Source organism: Thalassospira lucentensis MCCC 1A00383 = DSM 14000 (assembly GCF_000421265.1).
In the GTDB taxonomy this organism is placed as follows: domain Bacteria; phylum Pseudomonadota; class Alphaproteobacteria; order Rhodospirillales; family Thalassospiraceae; genus Thalassospira; species Thalassospira lucentensis.
Genome location: NZ_ATWN01000009.1, coordinates 111,040 through 131,285, shown reverse-complemented (window position 1 = coordinate 131,285; position 20,246 = coordinate 111,040). Strand labels below are relative to the sequence as shown.

Annotated in this window: 17 protein-coding genes; 10 read left to right on the top strand and 7 right to left on the bottom strand. The window is 53.2% G+C overall.

Translation table 11 applies throughout. The features are described 5' to 3' along the window. Nucleotides 1-30: 30 nt before the first annotated feature. A complete protein-coding gene (gene cysE / locus K355_RS24335; protein ID WP_022733511.1) occupies nucleotides 31-759 on the bottom strand; it encodes a serine O-acetyltransferase in 729 nt (242 codons plus the stop codon). Nucleotides 760-1,004: 245 nt separating this feature from the next. On the opposite strand from cysE, the gene K355_RS0117765 reads away from it, so the two are divergent. Beyond that, on the top strand, nucleotides 1,005-1,643 hold the full coding sequence (locus K355_RS0117765) for an alpha/beta hydrolase (RefSeq protein WP_022733510.1): 639 nt from the start codon (nucleotides 1,005-1,007) through the stop codon (nucleotides 1,641-1,643). Between the two features lie 48 nt (nucleotides 1,644-1,691). Here the strand turns inward: K355_RS0117765 and K355_RS0117760 are convergent, their stop codons facing one another. Further along, on the bottom strand, nucleotides 1,692-2,807 hold the full coding sequence (locus K355_RS0117760) for an anhydro-N-acetylmuramic acid kinase (protein WP_022733509.1): 1,116 nt from the start codon (nucleotides 2,805-2,807) through the stop codon (nucleotides 1,692-1,694). A 123-nt stretch (nucleotides 2,808-2,930) separates the two neighbouring features. Here K355_RS0117760 and K355_RS0117755 point away from each other — a divergent pair, with 123 nt between their 5' ends. From K355_RS0117755 to tyrS, 4 genes are all read left to right on the top strand, one after another. After that, nucleotides 2,931-3,494 carry a TetR/AcrR family transcriptional regulator gene (locus tag K355_RS0117755; RefSeq protein ID WP_022733508.1) on the top strand — a complete coding sequence of 188 codons (564 nt, stop codon included), beginning with the start codon at nucleotides 2,931-2,933 and terminating at the stop codon, nucleotides 3,492-3,494. A gap of 86 nt (nucleotides 3,495-3,580) precedes the next feature. Beyond that, nucleotides 3,581-4,351, top strand: a complete 771-nt coding sequence (locus tag K355_RS0117750) for an SDR family NAD(P)-dependent oxidoreductase (RefSeq protein ID WP_022733507.1) — start codon at nucleotides 3,581-3,583, stop codon at nucleotides 4,349-4,351. A 104-nt stretch (nucleotides 4,352-4,455) separates the two neighbouring features. Then, nucleotides 4,456-5,118, top strand: coding sequence for a cupin domain-containing protein (locus K355_RS0117745; RefSeq protein ID WP_022733506.1), 663 nt, complete (start codon nucleotides 4,456-4,458; stop codon nucleotides 5,116-5,118). A 147-nt stretch (nucleotides 5,119-5,265) separates the two neighbouring features. Further along, on the top strand, nucleotides 5,266-6,519 hold the full coding sequence (gene tyrS / locus K355_RS0117740; RefSeq protein ID WP_028791721.1) for a tyrosine--tRNA ligase: 1,254 nt from the start codon (nucleotides 5,266-5,268) through the stop codon (nucleotides 6,517-6,519). 99 nt (nucleotides 6,520-6,618) lie between these two features. Here tyrS and K355_RS0117735 read toward each other — a convergent pair whose 3' ends face one another. Continuing rightward, complete coding sequence (locus K355_RS0117735) at nucleotides 6,619-10,104, bottom strand: YhdP family protein (protein ID WP_022733504.1); 3,486 nt, start codon at nucleotides 10,102-10,104, stop codon at nucleotides 6,619-6,621. Nucleotides 10,105-10,394: 290 nt separating this feature from the next. Between K355_RS0117735 and K355_RS24330 the strand changes: the two genes are divergently transcribed. From K355_RS24330 to adhP, 5 genes are all read left to right on the top strand, one after another. Beyond that, nucleotides 10,395-13,367 (top strand): bifunctional [glutamine synthetase] adenylyltransferase/[glutamine synthetase]-adenylyl-L-tyrosine phosphorylase, encoded by a 2,973-nt coding sequence (locus K355_RS24330; protein WP_022733503.1) that lies wholly within the window; start codon nucleotides 10,395-10,397, stop codon nucleotides 13,365-13,367. A gap of 157 nt (nucleotides 13,368-13,524) precedes the next feature. Further along, nucleotides 13,525-13,989 (top strand): thioredoxin-dependent thiol peroxidase, encoded by a 465-nt coding sequence (gene bcp, locus K355_RS0117720; RefSeq protein ID WP_022733501.1) that lies wholly within the window; start codon nucleotides 13,525-13,527, stop codon nucleotides 13,987-13,989. A 162-nt stretch (nucleotides 13,990-14,151) separates the two neighbouring features. Further along, nucleotides 14,152-14,985 carry a response regulator gene (locus tag K355_RS0117715; RefSeq protein WP_022733500.1) on the top strand — a complete coding sequence of 278 codons (834 nt, stop codon included), beginning with the start codon at nucleotides 14,152-14,154 and terminating at the stop codon, nucleotides 14,983-14,985. A gap of 142 nt (nucleotides 14,986-15,127) precedes the next feature. Beyond that, on the top strand, nucleotides 15,128-15,952 hold the full coding sequence (locus K355_RS0117710) for a ferritin-like domain-containing protein (protein WP_022733499.1): 825 nt from the start codon (nucleotides 15,128-15,130) through the stop codon (nucleotides 15,950-15,952). A 123-nt stretch (nucleotides 15,953-16,075) separates the two neighbouring features. Further along, entirely contained in the window at nucleotides 16,076-17,101 is a 1,026-nt protein-coding gene (adhP, locus tag K355_RS0117705) for an alcohol dehydrogenase AdhP (RefSeq protein WP_022733498.1), read from the top strand. 47 nt (nucleotides 17,102-17,148) lie between these two features. On the opposite strand, the gene K355_RS0117700 is transcribed toward adhP, so the two are convergent. From K355_RS0117700 to K355_RS0117685, 4 genes are all read right to left on the bottom strand, one after another. Continuing rightward, entirely contained in the window at nucleotides 17,149-17,682 is a 534-nt protein-coding gene (locus K355_RS0117700) for a methylated-DNA--[protein]-cysteine S-methyltransferase (RefSeq protein ID WP_022733497.1), read from the bottom strand. Beyond that, nucleotides 17,682-19,199: a DNA-3-methyladenine glycosylase 2 family protein gene (locus tag K355_RS0117695; RefSeq protein ID WP_245562968.1), complete on the bottom strand. Its 1,518-nt coding sequence runs from the start codon at nucleotides 19,197-19,199 to the stop codon at nucleotides 17,682-17,684. Before K355_RS0117695 ends, K355_RS0117700 begins: the two co-directional genes overlap by 1 nt. A gap of 46 nt (nucleotides 19,200-19,245) precedes the next feature. Continuing rightward, nucleotides 19,246-19,851: a nucleoside deaminase gene (locus K355_RS0117690; protein WP_051146030.1), complete on the bottom strand. Its 606-nt coding sequence runs from the start codon at nucleotides 19,849-19,851 to the stop codon at nucleotides 19,246-19,248. A gap of 134 nt (nucleotides 19,852-19,985) precedes the next feature. Continuing rightward, complete coding sequence (locus K355_RS0117685; protein ID WP_022733494.1) at nucleotides 19,986-20,240, bottom strand: hypothetical protein; 255 nt, start codon at nucleotides 20,238-20,240, stop codon at nucleotides 19,986-19,988. Nucleotides 20,241-20,246 lie beyond the last annotated feature (6 nt).

Sequence of the window (20,246 nt, the reverse complement as noted above, 5' to 3'; positions counted from 1 at the left end):
TCGTATTCGTGGCGCGAACCTGCGCCTAACTCATTCCGATGACGCGACGATGCGTGGCTTGTCGGCAATCACATCACTGCCACCAGATGACTTGTTATCTGTTTTAAGCTCGGCGACCTGACCGCGCAGTTCTTTGACTTCGCGACCCAGTTCTTCAAGCGCACGCGCCACGGGATCAGGCAGATCACCAATCGGCGTGCCATAGGCACAGAAACGATCATCGGCTTCGTGGCGTACGATCTTGGCGGGGATCCCGACCACAGTCGCGCCTTCGGGCACTTCCGACAGCACCACCGCATTACCGCCAACACGTGCATTCTTGCGCACGATAAACGGGCCGAGAATTTGCGCGCCCGAGCCAACAATCACGCCATCTTCAAGCGTAGGATGGCGTTTAAGGCCACGTTGGCCGTCGCTATTAACGCTCGGCGACGTTCCACCAAGGGTGACCCCCTGATACAATGTTACGTCATCGCCAATCTCGGCCGTTTCACCAATCACAACGCCCATGCCGTGGTCGATAAAGAACCGTTTGCCAATTTTTGCGCCCGGGTGAATTTCGATCCCGGTCAGCCAACGGAAAATCTGCGAAATGAAGCGGGCTGTGATACGAAAACCACGCTGCCACAGCCAGTGTGTGCCGCGATATCCCATGATTGCGTGAAACGCCGGATAACAGAGCGCGATCTCCAAACGGGAGCGTGCCGCTGGATCGCGGGCAATCATCGCGTCAATTTCCTGACGAATTAGCTTGAACATGGGGCGGTCCACTGTGTAATTAGTATCTTCGATTCCCGGCAGCCACGCCAACACCCGGCCTTACGCAAGACGTAAGATCGGGTTTACATGGCGCCATTGCGTTAGCCGGAATATAGGATAACCGAGTAACTTGGTCAAGTATTTGCCCAAAGCAATTTATGCGCAAACACGAAAAAACTTACAAAAACACTCGGATATTTTTGTTGCACACATTATTCCATTCGTGGACAGGAGCAGTCTGATCCATGCCTGAGGTCATTTTTAACGGCCCCGAAGGTCGCCTTGACGGTCGCTACCACCATAACAGCGCTGACGATTCGCCCATCGCACTCATTCTCCATCCGCACCCCCAGCAGGGCGGCACAATGAACAATAAATTGTGCTTTAACATGTTCAACATGTTCAAGGATCGCGGTTATTCGGTCATGCGCTTCAACTTCCGCGGCGTTGGTCGCTCGCAGGGCGTCTATGATCAAGGGATCGGTGAGCTGTCTGATGCGGCATCGGCTCTTGACTGGATGCAAACCTATAACGCCAATGCGCGCGCCACTTGGGTCGCAGGGTATTCGTTTGGGTCCTGGATCGGCATGCAGCTTTTGATGCGCCGCCCGGAAATTGACGGGTTCGTTTGCGTCGCGCCGCCAGCCAGCGAATATGACTTCACCTTCCTGGCACCCTGCCCGTCATCGGGTCTGATGATCCATGGCACGCAGGACAGCAACATTCCGCTGGCGTCGGTCAATAAACTGGCTGACAAGCTTAATGCCCAGAAGGGTATTGAAGTGGATTTGCGCACGATTGACGGTGCCGATCACTATTTTGCCAAACAGCAAGACGACGTAATCAAGCACACGGCAGCTTATCTTGAGAAGCGTGGCGCGTAAAGCGACCCGCCGCGAGTAGGCAACGACAATAGACCAAAGGCCGCCTGATCAGGCGGCCTTTTTCGTTTGGTATAGCTTTCCACCGCAACAGGGCTCCGCCACCCCGGTCGTACCCGGAAAGCTGAGCGGTAAACCGCGCAGATGGCGCACGGCCAAATAGCCAAAACATTCGGCCTCAACCGCATCACCGTCCCAATCAAGTTCGTCAACTGATCGCACAGGAACTCCCAGCCGTTCATTAAGCTGTGCCATAATATATTGATTATGCCGCCCACCGCCACAGACAAACCAGCCTTTGGGGGCTGCGGGCAGATGGTTCACTCCGGCAACGATGGCCGCCACCGTACAATTGGCAAGGGTCGCCGCCCCATCCGCCATGCTTAGCTTTGCCTCGGCTACCAGCCCATCAATGGTTGCGGCCATGTCTTCACGATCAAGGGATTTTGGTGGCACGCGATCAAAATACGGATCTTCAAGAAATTTCACTTCAACCATCGGATCGGCCTGCCCGGACGATGCCGTTGCACCGTTCATATCAACCGGTGTGCCGGTATGGCGCAGCATCCAGTCATCAAGGCGCGCATTGCCCGGCCCGCAGTCAAACGCCAGTAGTGCGTCATCTGGGCCGATCCATGTCACATTGGACACACCGCCGATATTTAGAACCGCGACGGGCATTTCAACGCCGGCACTTTTCATCAGGGCCGCATGGTAGACTGGGGCAAGTGGCGCACCCTCGCCCCCGGCGGCAACATCGGCAAGGCGGAAATCGGCCACAACCGGAATGCCGGTTTTTTCCGCCAGCATGTAAGGTGTCCCGATCTGACGGGTGATCCCGGAGGCCGGTTCATGAAAAACCGTCTGCCCGTGAAACCCGATTACACCGATTTCAGAGGCCGCAATCCCGGCTTTGTCCAGCAACATGCTAACGGCATCAACATGCGCATCGGTCAAATCGTCCGCGATCACCTGTTCGCTGTTGGTGGCAAACCGATTGCCAAAGCATCCCCGCATGCGTTCGCGCAAATCAGCGGTATAGGCAATAAAAACAGATTGCCCGGTACGACGGACATCGATCCCGTTGGTTTCAATCAGTGCCGCGTCGACCCCGTCCAGTGACGTGCCGCTCATCATTCCGATTGCCTTGATCCAGCCTGTTCCCATCTATGCGCTCCGCAAAATTCCTGATCGAAGCTTATCGTCGAACCACAGATCACGACAAGCTCGAATGGAATGCATTGACGAATTTGATTGACGCGTCACTACCTACCTGCTAGTAGGTTTGTTATGGATACAAAAACAGCCCTTCTTGATTCTGCCGAAACGATTGCGCGTCAACGTGGTTTTGACGGGTTTAGCTATGCCGACCTTGCAACCGCTGTTGGCATTCGAAAGGCAAGCATCCATCATCATTTCCCGACCAAGGCAATACTTGGACAGGCGATGATGGAACGCTATCGGCTCGTTTTTGAAGATACCCTTTCAGAGCTCGCCAAAAGCAAACACCTCGCAGATGGTCAGTTGCGCGGGTATATCGATATTTATCGGGATGCCTTGCAAGGCGGAAAAACCATTTGCCTGTGTGTCGCGCTCAGTTCCGACAGAAACAGTCTTGATGACGCAACATTAAGGGAAATCTCGCACTTTCATGACGCAAGTCTGAAATGGCTGGAAACACTTTTTGAAACAGCTCAGACAGACGGCTCGATCAAAAATTTGTCGGAAAGCAAACTCGAAGCAGCAAGCTGCCTTGCCCTGATTGAAGGGGCCCAATTAATGGCCCACGCAAGTCAGGACGTAACGACTTTCGATAATGCCGTTGCATTGCTGCTGTCACGCTTGACCAACTAGAACCAAACAACATGTAATCCTTCGAAGAACCTCCAAGTTCTGTTCTTAATTTACCCATTTTACCATCCAACTAGTAGGTAGTAATTATGTCATTCGAAAACAAAACAGCAATCATCACAGGTGCCGGCTCCGGGATCGGATTGGAAGTTGCAAAACGCATGCATCAGGCGGGGGCGAATATCGTAATGAATGGTCGCAACGCAGTTAAACTTGAAGATGCGGCCGACTCTATTTCACAGGACAGAAGTCGCATTCACCTGATTGCAGCCGATATCGCTTTGCCCGCCACGGCTGAAGCACTTGTGGAGTCCGCTGAAACTGCTTTTGGTGGTTTAGACATCCTGATCAATAATGCCGGAATATTTGAACCCAAACCGTTTCTGGAACTGAGCGAGGCCGAATATGACCGGTTCCTTGATATCATTCTGAAAGGCAAGTTCTTTGCGGCTCAGTCTGCGGCCAAAGTCATGAAGCGCCGGGGTGGCGGCACGATTGTCCAGACCGGTTCGATGTGGGCATTGCAGGCCATCGGCGCGACACCGTCGGCGGCCTATTCTGCTGCCAATGCCGGTGTTCATCAACTGGTCAAGAACCTTGCCATCGAACTATCAGAACATAACATCCGCATTAATGCCGTTGCACCGGCGGTCGTTGAAACGCCGGTTTATAACACCTTTATGAGTGACGAGCAGGTCAAGGAAGTCTTGCCCGGCTTTAACAGCTTCCATCCGCTTGGCCGGAATGGCCAGCCTGCGGACATCGCCGAAGCTATCCTTTTCCTTGCATCGGAAAAGGCATCCTGGATCACCGGCACAGTTCTTTCGGTCGATGGTGGGGTCATGGCGGGCCGCCAGTAAACAACGATCCGGCTTTCCAGTACCGACTTGAACAAGCTGATCGGACAAAAGTCCCTTGTCCGGTCAGTTCATACCAAGATGCAGAATTAAACAGGAGCTTTGCGATGCGGCTAAATGCAGATTTCACCAAACGGGTCGTCATTCGACCGGAAGATTATCATTGGCAACAATCCCCCGCGAGCAGTGTCGAGCGTATGATGCTCGACCGGATTGGCGACGAAATTGCACGGGCGACAACAATTGTCAGATTTGCCGCCAATGCATCCTTTGACGCCCACACCCATGATGGCGGTGAGGAGTTTCTGGTTCTTGATGGTACTTTCTCGGATGAAACCGGCGATTACGGCCCGGGCACCTATATCCGCAACCCCATCGGCACACGTCACAAACCCTTTAGCAAGCAGGGTTGCACCATGCTGGTCAAACTTCATCAATTTGCCGCCGAAGACACGCAGCAAGTGACGCTTGACACCGGGGCTGCGCGTTTTGTATCCGGCCTCGTCGCAGGTCTTACCGTTCTACCCCTGCATCAACACGGAACTGAAAACGTTGCGCTTGTGTGCTGGAAACCGGGGACCCGATTTAACGCGCACCGGCATTGGGGAGGTGAAGAAATATTTGTCATCGAAGGCACCTTTGCCGACGAGCATGGCATCTATCCCGCTGGAAGCTGGTTACGTAACCCGCACCTGAGCACCCATTCACCTTTCACCGATGAAGGATGCCTTATCTATGTCAAGACCGGGCATCTTGGCAGTGTTGGTTAACCCGGAGGCCAATTGGTTCCGACAGCGGGCGATGTCGGTCTTTCTGGTTACGACATTGCCCATCTTGCGATGAATGTGCTAGATCATCGCGTCCGTCCATTTCGGACGCCGTTTTTATCCATAACAACCAACATAGCGCAAAAAAACATGACTGAACTTAAGTCTGATTTTCTCCGCGTCATGAATGACCGCGGTTATATCCACCAATGTACGGACCTCGAAGGTCTTGATACCTATGCGACGGAAAATACGGTGGTGTGCTATGTGGGCTATGATTGCACCGCAGACAGCCTGCATGTCGGATCGCTTGTATCGATCATGATGCTGCGCTGGTTACAAAAAACCGGCCACAAGCCGATTGTCCTGATGGGCGGCGGCACCACGCGTGTTGGTGACCCAACCGGCCGTGACGACGCCCGCCCGGTTTTGACTGATGAAATCATTGCCGCCAACATGGCTGGCATCAAAAAGGTCTTTCAGCAGTTCCTGACATTTGGCGATGGCCCGACCGATGCAATCATGGTCAACAATGCCGATTGGCTTGATAAACTGAACTACATCGAATTCCTGCGTGATTTTGGGCGGCATTTTTCGGTCAACCGGATGCTGAGCTTTGACTCGGTTAAAATTCGTCTGGAACGTGAACAGTCGCTGAGCTTCCTTGAATTCAACTACATGATCCTGCAGGCCTATGACTTTGTTGAACTGAACCGTAATTATGCCTGCACGCTGCAGATGGGCGGATCGGATCAGTGGGGCAACATCGTCAATGGTGTCGAGCTTGGCCGTCGCGTTGATGAAAAATCACTGTTTGGCCTGACCACGCCGCTGATGACCACTGCGTCAGGGACCAAGATGGGCAAGACGGCTTCTGGTGCTGTATGGCTTAATGAAGAACGCCTGTCGTCCTATGACTACTATCAGTTCTGGCGCAATACCGAAGACGCCGACGTGGTTAAATTCATGCGTCTGTTTACCGAAATGTCGCTCGAACAGATTGCGGAATACGAAAAGCTCGAAGGATCGCAGATTAACGAAGCCAAAAAGATTTTAGCCCTTGAAGCGGTTAAACTGTGCCGCGGCGAAGAAGCCGCCCTTGCCGCTGCTGAAACCGCGCGCAAGACCTTCGAAGAAGGCGTTTTTGCCGACGACCTGCCAACCGTCGAAGTTGCCAAGGCTGAACTTGATGCCGGGATTCCGGCATTTGATCTGCTCCGCCGGACGGACCTTGCCAAAACCGGCGGTGAAGCACGCCGCCTGATCAAGGGTGGCGGGGCCAAAATCAATAACGAAAAAGTCAGCGATGAAAATGCCACGATTAATGCCGATGCCATCAACAAAGACGGTGTGATCAAGGTTTCTGCGGGCAAAAAACGCCACGTCCTGATCAAACCGGTCTGACCAAAGAATCTCATCAAAATACAAAAACCCCGCAGCCTGTGCTGCGGGGTTTTTGTTTAAATACGATACCATTGGTCCGACGATATTGACCTGAGGACGTTACCCCGGTTCCGCCCCGGTGATGAGGTTGCGAAACACCCCCGGCACAAAGGTCGATAGCGGGTTCACATCGACATCCGGCTCATTCAGATCACCTTCAATGGTGTATGTCGGGGCAAAGATGCCACCGCCCTCTTCCCCAACCAGGAGGTCGCCAAGGATCGGAATAACACCAAGGGCAGAGTTCAACGCATAGATCGGCACAATTGATCCCGCCAAGCGGATTTCAGATTTCGCAAAATCAATCGATCCATTGGCCGTCACACCGACAGCTGTCCCGTTTGCCGCCACCTTGCCAAGGGTCAGCACATCGTTGACATAGGTGAAGTCACCGTTCAGTTCGTCAAAGGCAATGCCATTGCCCGCCAAAACATCACCTAAGCCTGTGAGCGAGGCCGCGCCGAGCACCCGTGCGGCAATCGGTGCATTCACCACCCGGAATTCATCAATGTTGATTTTGCCGGTGAACGGTTGGGCCTCATCGCCCTCATCGACCGTTCCTTCGACCACCATGCGTCCGCCCAGAAGATTGTCGTACATGTCCAGAGCGCGCAAAAATCGCCCGGCATTTTCCGATGTTAGCCTGACTGTACGGGTTTTGAAATCCGTGCGTTCAACCTGAGCGAAAATGTTGGCACGATCCCCAAAGGTCCCGTTCAGAACGAGGCTGTCCCATTCGTCGCCGATCATATGGATCGCGCCTTCAACCTCATTGATCAGTTCGCCATTGGCCATGACCATCTGATCAACATTCACGAAAACATCTGTTTTGCCACCAACCCGTGATGCCCTCTCTCCGATCCCACCACTGTTGGGGTTATTGCCCGCAGGTAGATCATTCTGATCGCTGTCATCACTGACAATCCAGGGGGTTAAAATCGCCTGTTGGGCATTGATTTCGATTTCCTGATTTTCACCCATCTTGTTGAGGATGATTTTGCCCCCCGTCAATGTGGGTTCACCCCCCTTGACCAGGAAACGATCCCCCGCAAGGGTGACCATTGCATCCTGCCCAATCGGATTTTCTGACGTTGTGGTCGCCGCATCGTTGGTGTGGTTCTCAACAAAGGACCGCAAATCAAATTGCTGTCCGCTCAGATCAGCAAACAATTTCTGATCCTGAGACAACCGAACCGATCCCGAAAGACCAAGGTTTTCTCGGAAGTTCGAGCTATCAAGGTTAAGCGCCCAAACATCGGAAATCTTGCTGTCGCCACTCCATTTCGCTTTGCCATTGGCGTTAAGCATTGGTGCAGAAACGCCAAACGCATTCAGACTGCCGCTGTTATCACCAAGAACGACAAGATCAAATGTCGCCGTTGCAGGAACATTCGCCGCCTTTTGGTACTCAACCGCGTCAATGTTAACCGCCACCTGTTTAAGGCCAACATCACCGGTCACACCAACGGTGTTTTCCCCCACCTTGATGTCGACAGTTCCATCTGCAACGCCTGTCAAATAGGGGGAAACATCAAGATCGACTTTTGCCAAAGCCGACAAATCAAGGTCCCCCGACAGGGTGTAATGGCTGCGCACTGCGGCTTTATCGGCAAAACTTTCAATCCACTTGATGTTGGTTCGCCCCTGCCCGATGGCGGCATCACCGCTAAGATCAAGCCCCTTGGTATTGACCTGCAATTCAAATGCGCCGTCTTCGATATCAAGATCGCGAAATGCTTTCGTCACCTTGGCATTTTCAATCCGGGTGGCAGCGGCCACCTCGACATCATCGAATGTGACCGCACGCAACAGTGGGAAATAAAGCCTTACGCGGGTTGCCTGATCGCCCGTGATCTGCTTGGGGTCAATCCCCAGACGCTTTGCAAAACCAAGCGGTTCGGCATCAATCAGCTCAAGAGCTTTTTGCACACTGCCGTGGGCGACGACTTCGATATCTGCCGATGGGACAGGTTCATCAAGCTTGGTAAATTCGATGGATGCATTTTCAACAATCAGGCCATCCGCATTGCCTTGATCGGCATAGATCTTAAAGCTGGTTGCATCAAACTCAGCCCGCCCAGCAGCGTCAAGAACCACGGGCATCTCGCCAAGATAATGCACTGTGACCCCCGACATCGTCATCTGTCCGCCCAGAGCATCGAGAATGACTTCACCGGCCTCATCCTGATGCAGCTCGGTATGCATGGTTGCCTGATGAACAATGCCCTCAGACAGGTTCTCAATCACCCATTCGCGCGCATCATACCCAACGTTTTCCGGCCATAACCGGTTCAAATCATTGGTCGCAACGTCTTTTGCCGACACATCCAGATTGATTTTCCAGTCGGAAAACGGATCAAGGACAACCCCCTTAAGGCTTGCCACCGAAGCACCGACATTCAGGGTAACATCATCGAAGCTGATCCGGCCGGGTACATAGCTTGTGGCAATACGCCCGCCCGTCACGCGATAGGTTGCGCGTATTTCGTCGGGCAAGGAAACAACGCCACTTCCGACAGACAAATCCGCACTGGCCGAAATCAACTCGCCATTCGCGTCATACTTTGCCTTAAGCCCCCCGGAAACCGGTACAAAAGCATCGCGCAGGCCATCAAATACATTTGAAATCGTCGCAAGTTCCGCAAGCTCGATCTCGCCAAGCTTGGCGGCAAGGTCAATCTCGCCGGTTCGGGTGCTGTAGTCGCCGGTGACATCGATACGGGTTGCAACAGAACCAGCTGAAACCTGCATGGATGCTTCGGCCGAAACGCCAAACTTCCCACGTGACAAAAGAATATCTGCCTGTGGCGCGGCCCAGATAACACCAAGCTTTTCGTCACGCACCTGCAGATCAGCGTTTACAACGCCGAAACTTTCAAAGTAGTCCGCTGCGGGGAAATCTGTCCGTGCGCCAGACAGAATATCAACAATATCGCGCAGCGCCTGACTGCCTGAATGCACATCCGATCCCGGATCAGTGCCATTTGCACCATCCTTGGGCAACGCATCAGTCCCCTGATCGTCCCCCGGAACTGGCGGCAGATCAATCACAAGGGATGGCGCGCGCTCTGGCTGATTTAAAACGTCCGGTGATCGGTTTGCATCATCCACCACGTCCTCTTCGGCGGCGTATCCGATATTGATCGCGCCATCGCGTCCCCGTTCAAGTCGTATCCGCGGCCCGATCAGATTTAATTCGCGCAGGGCAAGAACACCTTCAAAAAGTGCCTTGGTTGAAAATACAACGTCTGCCTCGGGGACTTGCAGAAGTTCGCTGTTATCTGGTCCGTGCACCGAAACATCGCGCAGGCGCACATCAAACTTTTCGTCCCAACCGCGCCAATACAAAACAAGATCCTCAACAGACAGGCGGTTTTCGCCCATCGACTGATTAAGACGATCCACGATGTAAGGCGTAATACGATGCAGCGAGACAGGTCCCTGTGCGACGCGCCAGACGGTGACCGCGCCAAACACACCGACAAAAAGGACGAGGGCCCCAAAAATCAGCCCCAACCATCCAGAAAAGGTTTTTAACAGGCGCACCCTATTTACCTTGAATTTTCGGTGTCATACACAGATTTACCAATAGCCACAAACAGTCCAATACAGTTTATCGCACGCAACACCATGCTAAAACCGGTAAAAGAAACAAACTGTTATTGATCTTATCCCTTTTTACCGATCCACAGAAAAGATTAGGGTCGGCATCCTTAATAGAAACATGTTTCCCCGACCCTCGGGATCACGATACCATCATAGGTCTTATGCTATCAGCCGTAAATCTGTGCATAGCCCGGTTCGTCCCCCTTTCGCAATACAAGGAAAGCAATAAAGTGTCTCTTTCCTGGATATCACATGATCTTCCCAAACCATTTGATCCTGAACGTACTGCCACCGCATTTGAACGCTGGCGGGCATTGGCAGAACGTCCTGCCTTTGAAAGTATTTCTGATCAAATTGTCGAGATTGCGACAAACGCGCAAACATCGTCTGTTTTGGCAGCTCTTTTTGGCAACAGCCCGTATCTGACGAACCTGTGTTTGCGCGATCCGGGGACGGTCTGTGATGTCTTTGCCAATGGCCTTGATGATGCTTTTAAAACGGCTCTTGATCCGGTCCGTGAAAGCGCCAATGCCGCCCCGCTTGATCAACCAACCACCATGGCCACCGTTCGAACCGCGAAACGCCATGCCGCGTTGGTGATCGCCATTGCCGATATCACAAACGCATGGTCGCTTGATAAAATCACCTCTGCTATCAGCGACACGGCCGAGCTTACCCTTGGCTTTACCATGGCCCATTGTTTGTCCGCCTTGGCACGTCTTCGCAAATATGATCTGCCAAATCCGGAAAACCCACTGAAAGACAGCGGCATTTTTGCCATTGGCATGGGCAAGCTTGGTGCGGGTGAGTTGAATTATTCATCCGATATCGACCTGATCTTCCTGTATGATCAGGATGTTGTGACCTATGTCGATCCGGATCGTATCCATCAGGATCTGGTGCGTATGGTCCGCGATATTGCCCGCATCATGGAAGAACGTACCGGCGACGGATATGTGTTTCGTACTGATTTACGATTACGCCCAGACCCATCATCAACCCCACCGATTTTATCAATGCTGGCGGCTGAAACCTATTACGAAACAGTGGGGCAGAACTGGGAACGTGCGGCCATGATCAAGGCCCGCATTGTTGGCGGCGATCACAATGCTGGAAATGCGTTTCTTGAAATATTGCGCCCCTTTGTCTGGCGCAAGCACCTTGATTTTCTGGCAATCCAGGACATTCATTCGATCAAACGCCAGATCAACGCCCACAAAGGCGGCAGCAAGATCAACATACCTGGCCACAACATCAAGCTTGGCCGCGGCGGCATTCGCGAGATCGAATTTTTCGCCCAGACCCAGCAACTGATTTGGGGAGGACGGGAGGTTTCCCTACGCTGCAAGGCAACCTGCGAAACATTGCGCGAGTTGACCAAATTCGGACAAGTATCAGAAAATGTCCGCGATGAAATGCTCAGCGCCTATGCGTTCCTGCGCACCGTCGAACATCGGTTGCAAATGATCGATGATCAACAAACCCAGACCCTGCCGGAAAGTGATGAAGGCCTGCATGCATTGGCAACCTTCCTTGGCTATGACGACCGGGCCGCGTTTATTGCTGACTTGTTGCTGCATTTGCGCAACGTTGAAAACAATTATGCGGAACTGTTCGAAGACGACGTTCCCTTGGCCGGTGCGACCGGCAACCTTGTCTTCACCGGCACCGAAGACGACCCCGAAACATTGGCAAATTTGCGCCAAATGGGGTTTGAGAATGCCGAAAATGTATCGGTTACGGTGCGCGGCTGGCACCATGGCCGGTATCGCGCCACCCGGTCGCGTCGTGCGCGCGAAATCCTGACTGAACTGATGCCAACCTTGCTTGGTGCCTTGGCCAAAACCACCAATCCGGGCATGGCATTTCGCGCCTTTGATGATTTCCTCAAAGGACTTCCGGCAGGTGTTCAGGTTTTCTCACTGTTTACCGCCCACCCGGAACTTCTTGAACTGCTGGCCCAGATTGCCGGGACCGCCCCGCGCATGGCCAAATACATTGGCCGGAACGCAGCGGTCCTTGACTATGTCCTGATGTCAGGTTTTCACGAAGAACTGCCCGATGCGCAGGATATGATCATGGAACTTGACGCGCGCCTGTCGCGTGAAGACATGGTTGAAGACTGGCTTGATTGCGCCCGGCGCTGGGCCAATGACCAGAAATTCCAGATTGACGTGCAAACCATCCAGAACCGCCATACCCCGCACGCTGCGGGACGCGCCCTTGCCGATGTTGCCGATGTTGCCATTCGGTCCCTTTTCCCACGCATTGCCGATGATTTTGCCACCAAACATGGACAATTCGAAGATGGCGGCTTGGCGGTCTTTGCACTTGGCAAGCATGGCGGTCAGGAACTGTCGCCGGGCTCAGACCTTGATATGGTCTTTATCTATGATGTGCCCGAAGACGCCGAAGAGTCAGATGGCGATAAGCCGTTGTCACCGGGGCATTATTACATCCGTCTCAGTCAGCGATACATCAATGCCCTGTCGGCCCCGACCGCCGAGGGTATCTTGTTTGAAACCGACTTACGCCTGCGTCCCAGTGGATCAAAAGGCCCGCTTGCGACCCATTTCAAAAGTTTCGATACCTATCAAAACAACGACGCATGGACATGGGAACATATGGCGCTGACCCGCCTGCGTCCGGTCTATGGTCCGGAAAACCTGTGTAAAAAGGTCGTTGCGACGACCAATGCGGTACTGTGCAAAAAGCGGGATCCTGATCGGTTGGTGCGCGAAGTTTTCGACATGCGAAACCGCATGGATGCTGGCAAGGGCGACAATCACCCATGGGCAATCAAAATGCGGCGCGGTGGTCTGGTTGATCTTGAATTCATTGCGCAGTATCTGCAATTGCGCCATGCCCATGATCATCCTGAAATATTGTCACCAACCACCCGCGATGTGTTTAAAAACCTTGATGCGGCGGGAATTCTGGATGGGGAACAGGCAAAGTTTCTTGCCAATGCCGGATCGTTCTGGCTGGCGATACAAGCCATGTTGCGGCTCACCACCGAGGGTCCGTTTGATCCGCAAACGGCCAGTACCGATCTGCGCAAAATGCTGGCCACAGCCGGGAAATGCGACGATTTCGAACAATTGCAGGCCAAGGTCGACGAAACAGCCACCAAAACCAAGGCCATCTATGACCTGATCATTAGCGATCCGGCCGAAAAAGCGGGCCCGATCCCTGAAAGCTGATGAAAGCCTACGACAACGGTGAAAATATCAATGATCCGGATGCCCTTGCCATCCCTATAATGGATTATATTTTTATGCCCACGCCTTCAAACACGGCGAACGATGGATGCGCGACACTGCGGATCGCACATGCGCACGAACAGACAAAGGATAGAACATGACACTTGATACAGGCGCGACAGCCCCGGATTTTGAACTGCCGACCGACGGTGGCGGCAGTGTGAAACTATCTGACCTGCGTGGTAAGCCGGTGGTGATCTATTTCTATCCCAAGGACATGACACCGGGCTGCACGACAGAATCCTGCGAATTCCGTGATGCAGAACCAGATTTTAGCGCCGTTGACGCTCAGATCATTGGCATTTCCAAAGACAGTGCGGATCGCCATGACAAATTCAAAGCCAAACATGACCTGAACTTCATTCTCGCCTCTGACGAGAATGGCACCACTTGTGAAGATTACGGTGTGTGGAAGGAAAAAAGCATGTATGGCAGGAAATTCATGGGCATTGAACGAACCACCTTTGTTATTGATGCCCAAGGCACAATCCGTAATGCGTGGCACAAGGTCAAAGTCAAAGGCCACGTCGCCGAGGTTCTTGAAGCCGTCCGCGCCCTTTAAAATCTGCGCCATGATACGTAAAGGCCCGACAATCATCCTGTCGGGCCTTTTTTTATTCGACCTTAAAATGCTTTAAGTTCAATGTCGTGACCGATGAGGCCCATATTGATTTGGTTGCCTTACCTTGTTTCTCAGGCTAAGAATTTGAATATGGGAATATAGGTGAGCATAAATTTCACCTATCAGGAGAAAACAAACCGGTTCACCGGCAAGGCGGGTAATTCAATGAACAAGAATGTTGTCGATCTTGACGATCAGATGCTTGCAGACTTTCGTGATGAAGCCCACGACATCATCAATTCGATTGATGTCCATTTGCAGAATGCGCGTGGCAAGGCCGACCCCATCCACCTGACAGCTATTCAGCGCGAAGTTTTCAATTTGCGGTACAAAGGCAAATCGGTCGCCGCCCCGCTGATCAATCTGACCAGCCATCGCCTTGCAGATTATGTCACGACCTGTAAGGAACTCAATGAAGGTGCTATCGAAGACATTCAGGCCTTTGTCGATAAAATCCAGACCCTTCTTGACGGTGACATGACCGCAGGCGGCACCGACACTGCCGAGTTCGTCCGCGAACTGCCCTCAAAACGCACACCCGACATTGATCCCAACTGGCTCAAACAAACTAACGTCGAGGCCCTTTTGGTCATTCCGCAACGTTCAATGGCGGTCATTGTTGAGCGTGAACTGGCTGCTTGCGGATATCGCAGCTCCGTGACCCAGACCTCGTTTGAGGCCATCGAACTTGCTGTGCGCACCCGCCCGGACTTCATCATTGTCGCCAAGACCATCGATGAACTCAGCGGCATTGATCTTGCCAATGCGCTGCAAGCCATGCCCAAAACGCGCAACATCCCAACCGCGGTTCTGACATCGGATGCGCCGAACCATCCGTCCTTGCAGGACCTGCCCTGCCGAACCGCGATCATCCGCAAGGGGAACTCGTTTGGCGAAGATCTGGCAGAAGCCCTTGCTCGCTTTAACATCACCTGATCAAACGATCAGATGATCATCCATCTTTGCGGGCGTTCCGGCATTGTCATGCTGGACGCCCTTTTTCTTTGTTCATTGACCAGACGTCTGGCAGATGTCAGACACAGCGTGGCCTTAACTCCTGCACCAGTTCCGGATGATCATGACCAAACTGACCCTCGCCGAAGCCGCCAAGCGTTCCCTGCTCACTGCAGATGCCATCGAGAAGGCCAATGTAACCGCTGAAATGGCTGCACTGTGGCGTAGTGGCGAGATCACGGAAGTTGGGTCAACCGATCTTCCTGATCGTCCGGGACGCCCGGCACAGCCGGAACTGCTGCCACCCAACAAAATGCCCAAACGCAAAAAAGGCAGTGTTCAGGGACGTATCAGCCTTTTGCATGCGCTGGCCCATATTGAACTCAATGCCATCGATCTGGCATGGGATTTATGCGTGCGCTTTCCCGATGCAGAGATGCCAAAGCACTTCCATGATGCGTGGGTTCAGGTCGCCGATGACGAAGCCCGTCATTTTAAAATGATCGTTACACGACTGGGCGAAATGGGGGCGGCCTATGGCGACCTTCCGGCTCATGACGGGTTGTGGGAAACATCGATGGATACGGCCTATGACATTTTACCACGTCTGGCCGTGGTACCGATGGTGTTTGAGGCACGCGGGCTTGATGCCGCCCCGCCGACCATTGAGCGGTTAATGGCCCACGGGGACACCGAAAGTGCCCGTATTCTCGAAATCATCGCCCATGATGAAATCGCCCACGTCGCAGCAGGGCGGAAATATTACGAATATGTCTGCGATCAGCGCGGTCTTCCGTACTACACAACCTGGCATGACATGCTGCGCAAGCATTTCCGTGGATCGTTAAAGCCCCCCTTTAACGACGAAGCCCGTTACGAAGCCGGCATGCCGCCTGATTATTATCAGGACTATGTGCTTGAACTGCCTGATATCGGTTATGACGCCTGATTGATCTTTTCCGGCAAGATTGATTCAAAGCAAGGCTTTCAAACGCCCATCGCCCTATTCTTTTGACGTGAATTAAACAGACCCAAGCAAACGGGTCTTTTCCTTCCGTCAGGAGGTCCAAACATGCCTGCCACGATGAAAGCTGCCTTAGTCCGCGAATTTGGCAAACCCTTATCGATCGAAGAAGTCACAGTGCCCAAAGTCACACCGGGCAAGATCCTTGTGAAAATCGAAGCGTCGGGCGTGTGTCACACCGACCTGCACGCCGCCGAAGGCGATTGGCCGGTAAAACCCAATCCGCCGTTTATCCCCGGCCACGAAGGTGTCGGGATTGTTTTCGAAGTTGGCGAAGGTGTCACATCCGTCAAGGAAGGCGACCGTGTAGGTGTGCCGTGGTTGCATTCGGCCTGTGGTCATTGTCATCACTGCGTAACCGGCTGGGAAACCCTTTGCGGTGAACAAATCAATACCGGCTATTCGGTCAATGGCGGTTTTGCTGAATATGTTCTGGCCGATCCAAACTATGTCGGACATCTGCCGGACCGGCTTGAATTTGGCAATGCGGCACCTGTGCTATGTGCCGGAGTCACGGTCTATAAGGGACTTAAGGAAACAGAATGCAAACCGGGTGAAACGGTGGTCATTTCCGGTATCGGCGGCTTGGGCCATATGGCGGTGCAATACGCCAAGGCCATGGGCATGAAGGTCATTGCGGTTGATATCAATGACGACAAGCTGACCTTGGCCAAGGATCTTGGAGCAGACTGGACCATGAACGCCAAGGAAACTGATGTGGTTGCCGAAGTCCAAAAACAAATGGGCGGTGCCAACGGGGTACTGGTAACAGCCGTTTCCAAATCCGCCTTTTCCCAAGGGGTTGGCATGCTGGGCCGTCATGGCACCATGGCGCTATGTGGATTGCCGCCCGGAAAATTCGAACTTGATATTTTCGATACAGTTCTATCGCGCAAAACCATCCGTGGGTCGATTGTCGGCACCCGCGCGGACCTTCAGGAAGCGCTTAATTTTGCGGGCGACGGCAAGGTGCATTCGCATTACACCACCGAACCGATGGAAAACATCAATTCGATTTTTGACCGCATGCGCGAAGGCAAAATCGATGGCCGTATCGTGATGTCGATCTCATAACGTCATGCCGGAGAAAACGGGCAGCCGTCTGGCTGCCCGTTTTGGCGTTAGGCTGCTTTTGCCAAAATGCTGGCTTCGTACTCCAGCAACCACTTCTTGCGCTCCAGCCCACCGGCATAGCCGGTCAGGGTGCCGTTTGAGCCAATCACCCGATGACACGGCACAATGATCGACACCGGATTCAACGCATTGGCGCGCGCAACTGCCCGCACGGCCTTTGGGTTGCCCAGCTGATCGGCCAGCCCGGCATAGGATACGCTTGTGGCAAACGGGATCGTGATCAGTGCATCCCACACGGATTTCTGAAAATCTGTACCGATCATATTGATATCGGCCATCGGCAAAGCTGAGCATTCACCATCAAAATACCCCTCCAGCCATCTGATGACGGATGCTGGAACGTTACCGTTTTCAGCCCATTCAAGACTTTTGAATCGGCGGTTCTGAATGGTTTTAAGTCGATCATCATTGCCGTCAAAATCCAGATGCACCAACTTGCCCTCAACACTTGCAAGGCTTAGCATCCCAATCGGGCTATCATGGCGTACGACATTGATTTTGGTGGTCATGGTTGTTGTCATCATCCTTCTCCTTCAAGGGCAGACCAAAGATATTGCGCCGCATAGGCACGCCATGGCCGCCAGCTTTCCGAAAGTGTTTCGAGTGCCTTGGCTTTATCTGGCCCCCCGCCCATGGCAGATGCCTTTAAAATTCCAAGGTCGGCGGCCGGGAAGGCATCGGGATCGCCTAAACCCCGCAGGCCAAAATAATTCAGGGTCCATGGTCCGATCCCCTTGATCGCGGTCATTTCCGTGATCAAGGCATCGCCACTTTTCTGATCGCAATCGGGGCCGGCAAACATATCAATGACATCCGACACGGTTTGTGCGCGCCGTCGGGTCAACCCAATGCCAATCAAGTCCAATCCCAACAGTGTTTCAGGCTGTGGAAACACGTGGGTAACGCAGGTATCCTCGCTCAAATCATCCGGCAACGCGTCGCCATATCCCTGTACCAATCGCCCGGCCAGCGTTCGGGCCGCAGCCACCGAAACCTGCTGCCCCAAGACAGCACGGATCACCAATTCAAATTGATCCCAGCATCCGGGCACACGCAGCCCCGGACGTTTATCGATCAACGGGGCAAGCAACGGGTCATTGGCGAATTGTGCGGTGATCGACGGGACATCGGCATCAAGATCAAACAGACGTCGTACCCGGGACCCAATTTCAAGAACCGCCCCACGGGCAGGCCCACGCAAGATCACCTCTACCCCGCTGTTATCATTTGGGAAACGACAAATCATCAGACCAATCAAATCGCCAATCCGAAAGCCCCGCACATACGTACGATCGCCAACCGATTCCAGACCGGGAATGGCGCGCGCACGGAAAAATGCCAAAAGGTAATTGGCATCAAATGGCTGTCGGGCGCGCAGGCGCAAAACCAAATCATCATCGCGGCGCGCACATGGGTCATCTTTTTTCATGCCCGCGAGTGGTGGCGATTTCAGGCCACGACGAAACGCCGTTGGCGCCTGCCCATAGGCCTTTTTCATCGCATCATTAAACCGGCGCAAACTGCCAAACCCGGCAATGTCAGCGATATCTGTCATGGAAAGGTTGCTATCGACAATCAACTGACGGGCGCGGAGCAATCGGCGCGCCTTGGCGTGATCTTGCGGGGTAACGCCGGTATGTTCTTTGAAAATCCGGCGCAGATGCCGGTCCCCTACCCCCAACCGATCTGCCAAATCGGCAATAGAACCGGTTTCCAGCATGCCCTGATCAATCAGACGCACCGCGCGCGCGACCGTGGCATGCACACCGGCACTGGCGGGGCTGCCGGGAGCGGCTTCGGGGCGGCACCGCAAACACGGACGGAACCCATGGGCGATTGCTGATTCTGCACTGGGATAAAATTCGACATTCACCCGTTTGGGCGTCACGGCTGGGCAAATCGGACGACAGAAAATCCCGGTGGTCAGAACGGCGGTATAAAACCGCCCGTCAAACCGACGGTCCCGGGTTTTGAGTGCTTGATAGCATATGTCATTATTGAGCTGTTCCATGCCGCACAGTGTAGCAGAATGCGACAATAAAACTCGCCAGTTTCGGACTCAAACGTCAAACCGCTAACCTGCTTTAGTTCAGCGGAATGTCGTTGTCCGATTTTGTATCCTGATACTGTGTGGAAAGCTGATCATACTGATCGGAAATGGCCTGCGCACGCGCGATATATGCGCCCTGCTGGTCTTTGGGCAATTCGGCGATCATGCCCATCATCGAATGACTGTCCCAGAACGCGTTTGATTTATTGTATTCACCGTCTTTCAGGGTGAAGACTTCCTGCATGATTTTCAGATCATGGGGAATGGCGAACGCATCGCGGGAATCCTCATACGAAAAGAAATAATAGAAATTATCAAATCCGGCCCAAGTGATCGCCGACAGACACATCGAACAAGGTTCGTGGGTCGATAGGAAGATAAGGTCTGAGGTTACCGGTCTCCGATCGGCCCGCATTTCATAGAACCGCTTCAAACAATGGACTTCGCCATGCCACAGCGGGTTTTCCATTTCATTATTGGTTTCGGCAATCACCAGCGCATGGTCGGATTTACGCAAAATAGCGGCGCCAAAGACCTTATTCCCCGCCGCAACGCCAGATCGTGTTTTGGGTAAAACATCGTTTTCCAGAACGGAAAACAGGGTATCAAGCAGTTCCGTTTGCAACGTTCCGTGTGACATGTTGGCGGCCCCTGATGGCATGGATTAAAATTTGATCCATTTCACCGCGTGTGGGCCGCCATGCCAACTTCTTTCTTGCGAACATTCTCGTGAAACAGCCTGTTGCCCGATTTTATAATCACACGGTAAGCCTGTCAGGAACCGCGCAATATGCCGTCGTTATCAGGAGTTTGGCGGTTTTCAGGCGCAACCGGAATATAGAAATCACGGTTCAACAATGTGGTAACGGCAATAAGGGTTGGCGATTTGGTATCGCGGACTTTTGTGATCTGGGCATGATCAACGGGCTTCATTTCACGGATTTTAACCACCACGAAGACCGGACCGTTGGGAGTAGCAAGTTTGAACTGGTCGCCGACTGCGACCGGGCCAAGGGACTGTTGGGCCATTTTGGA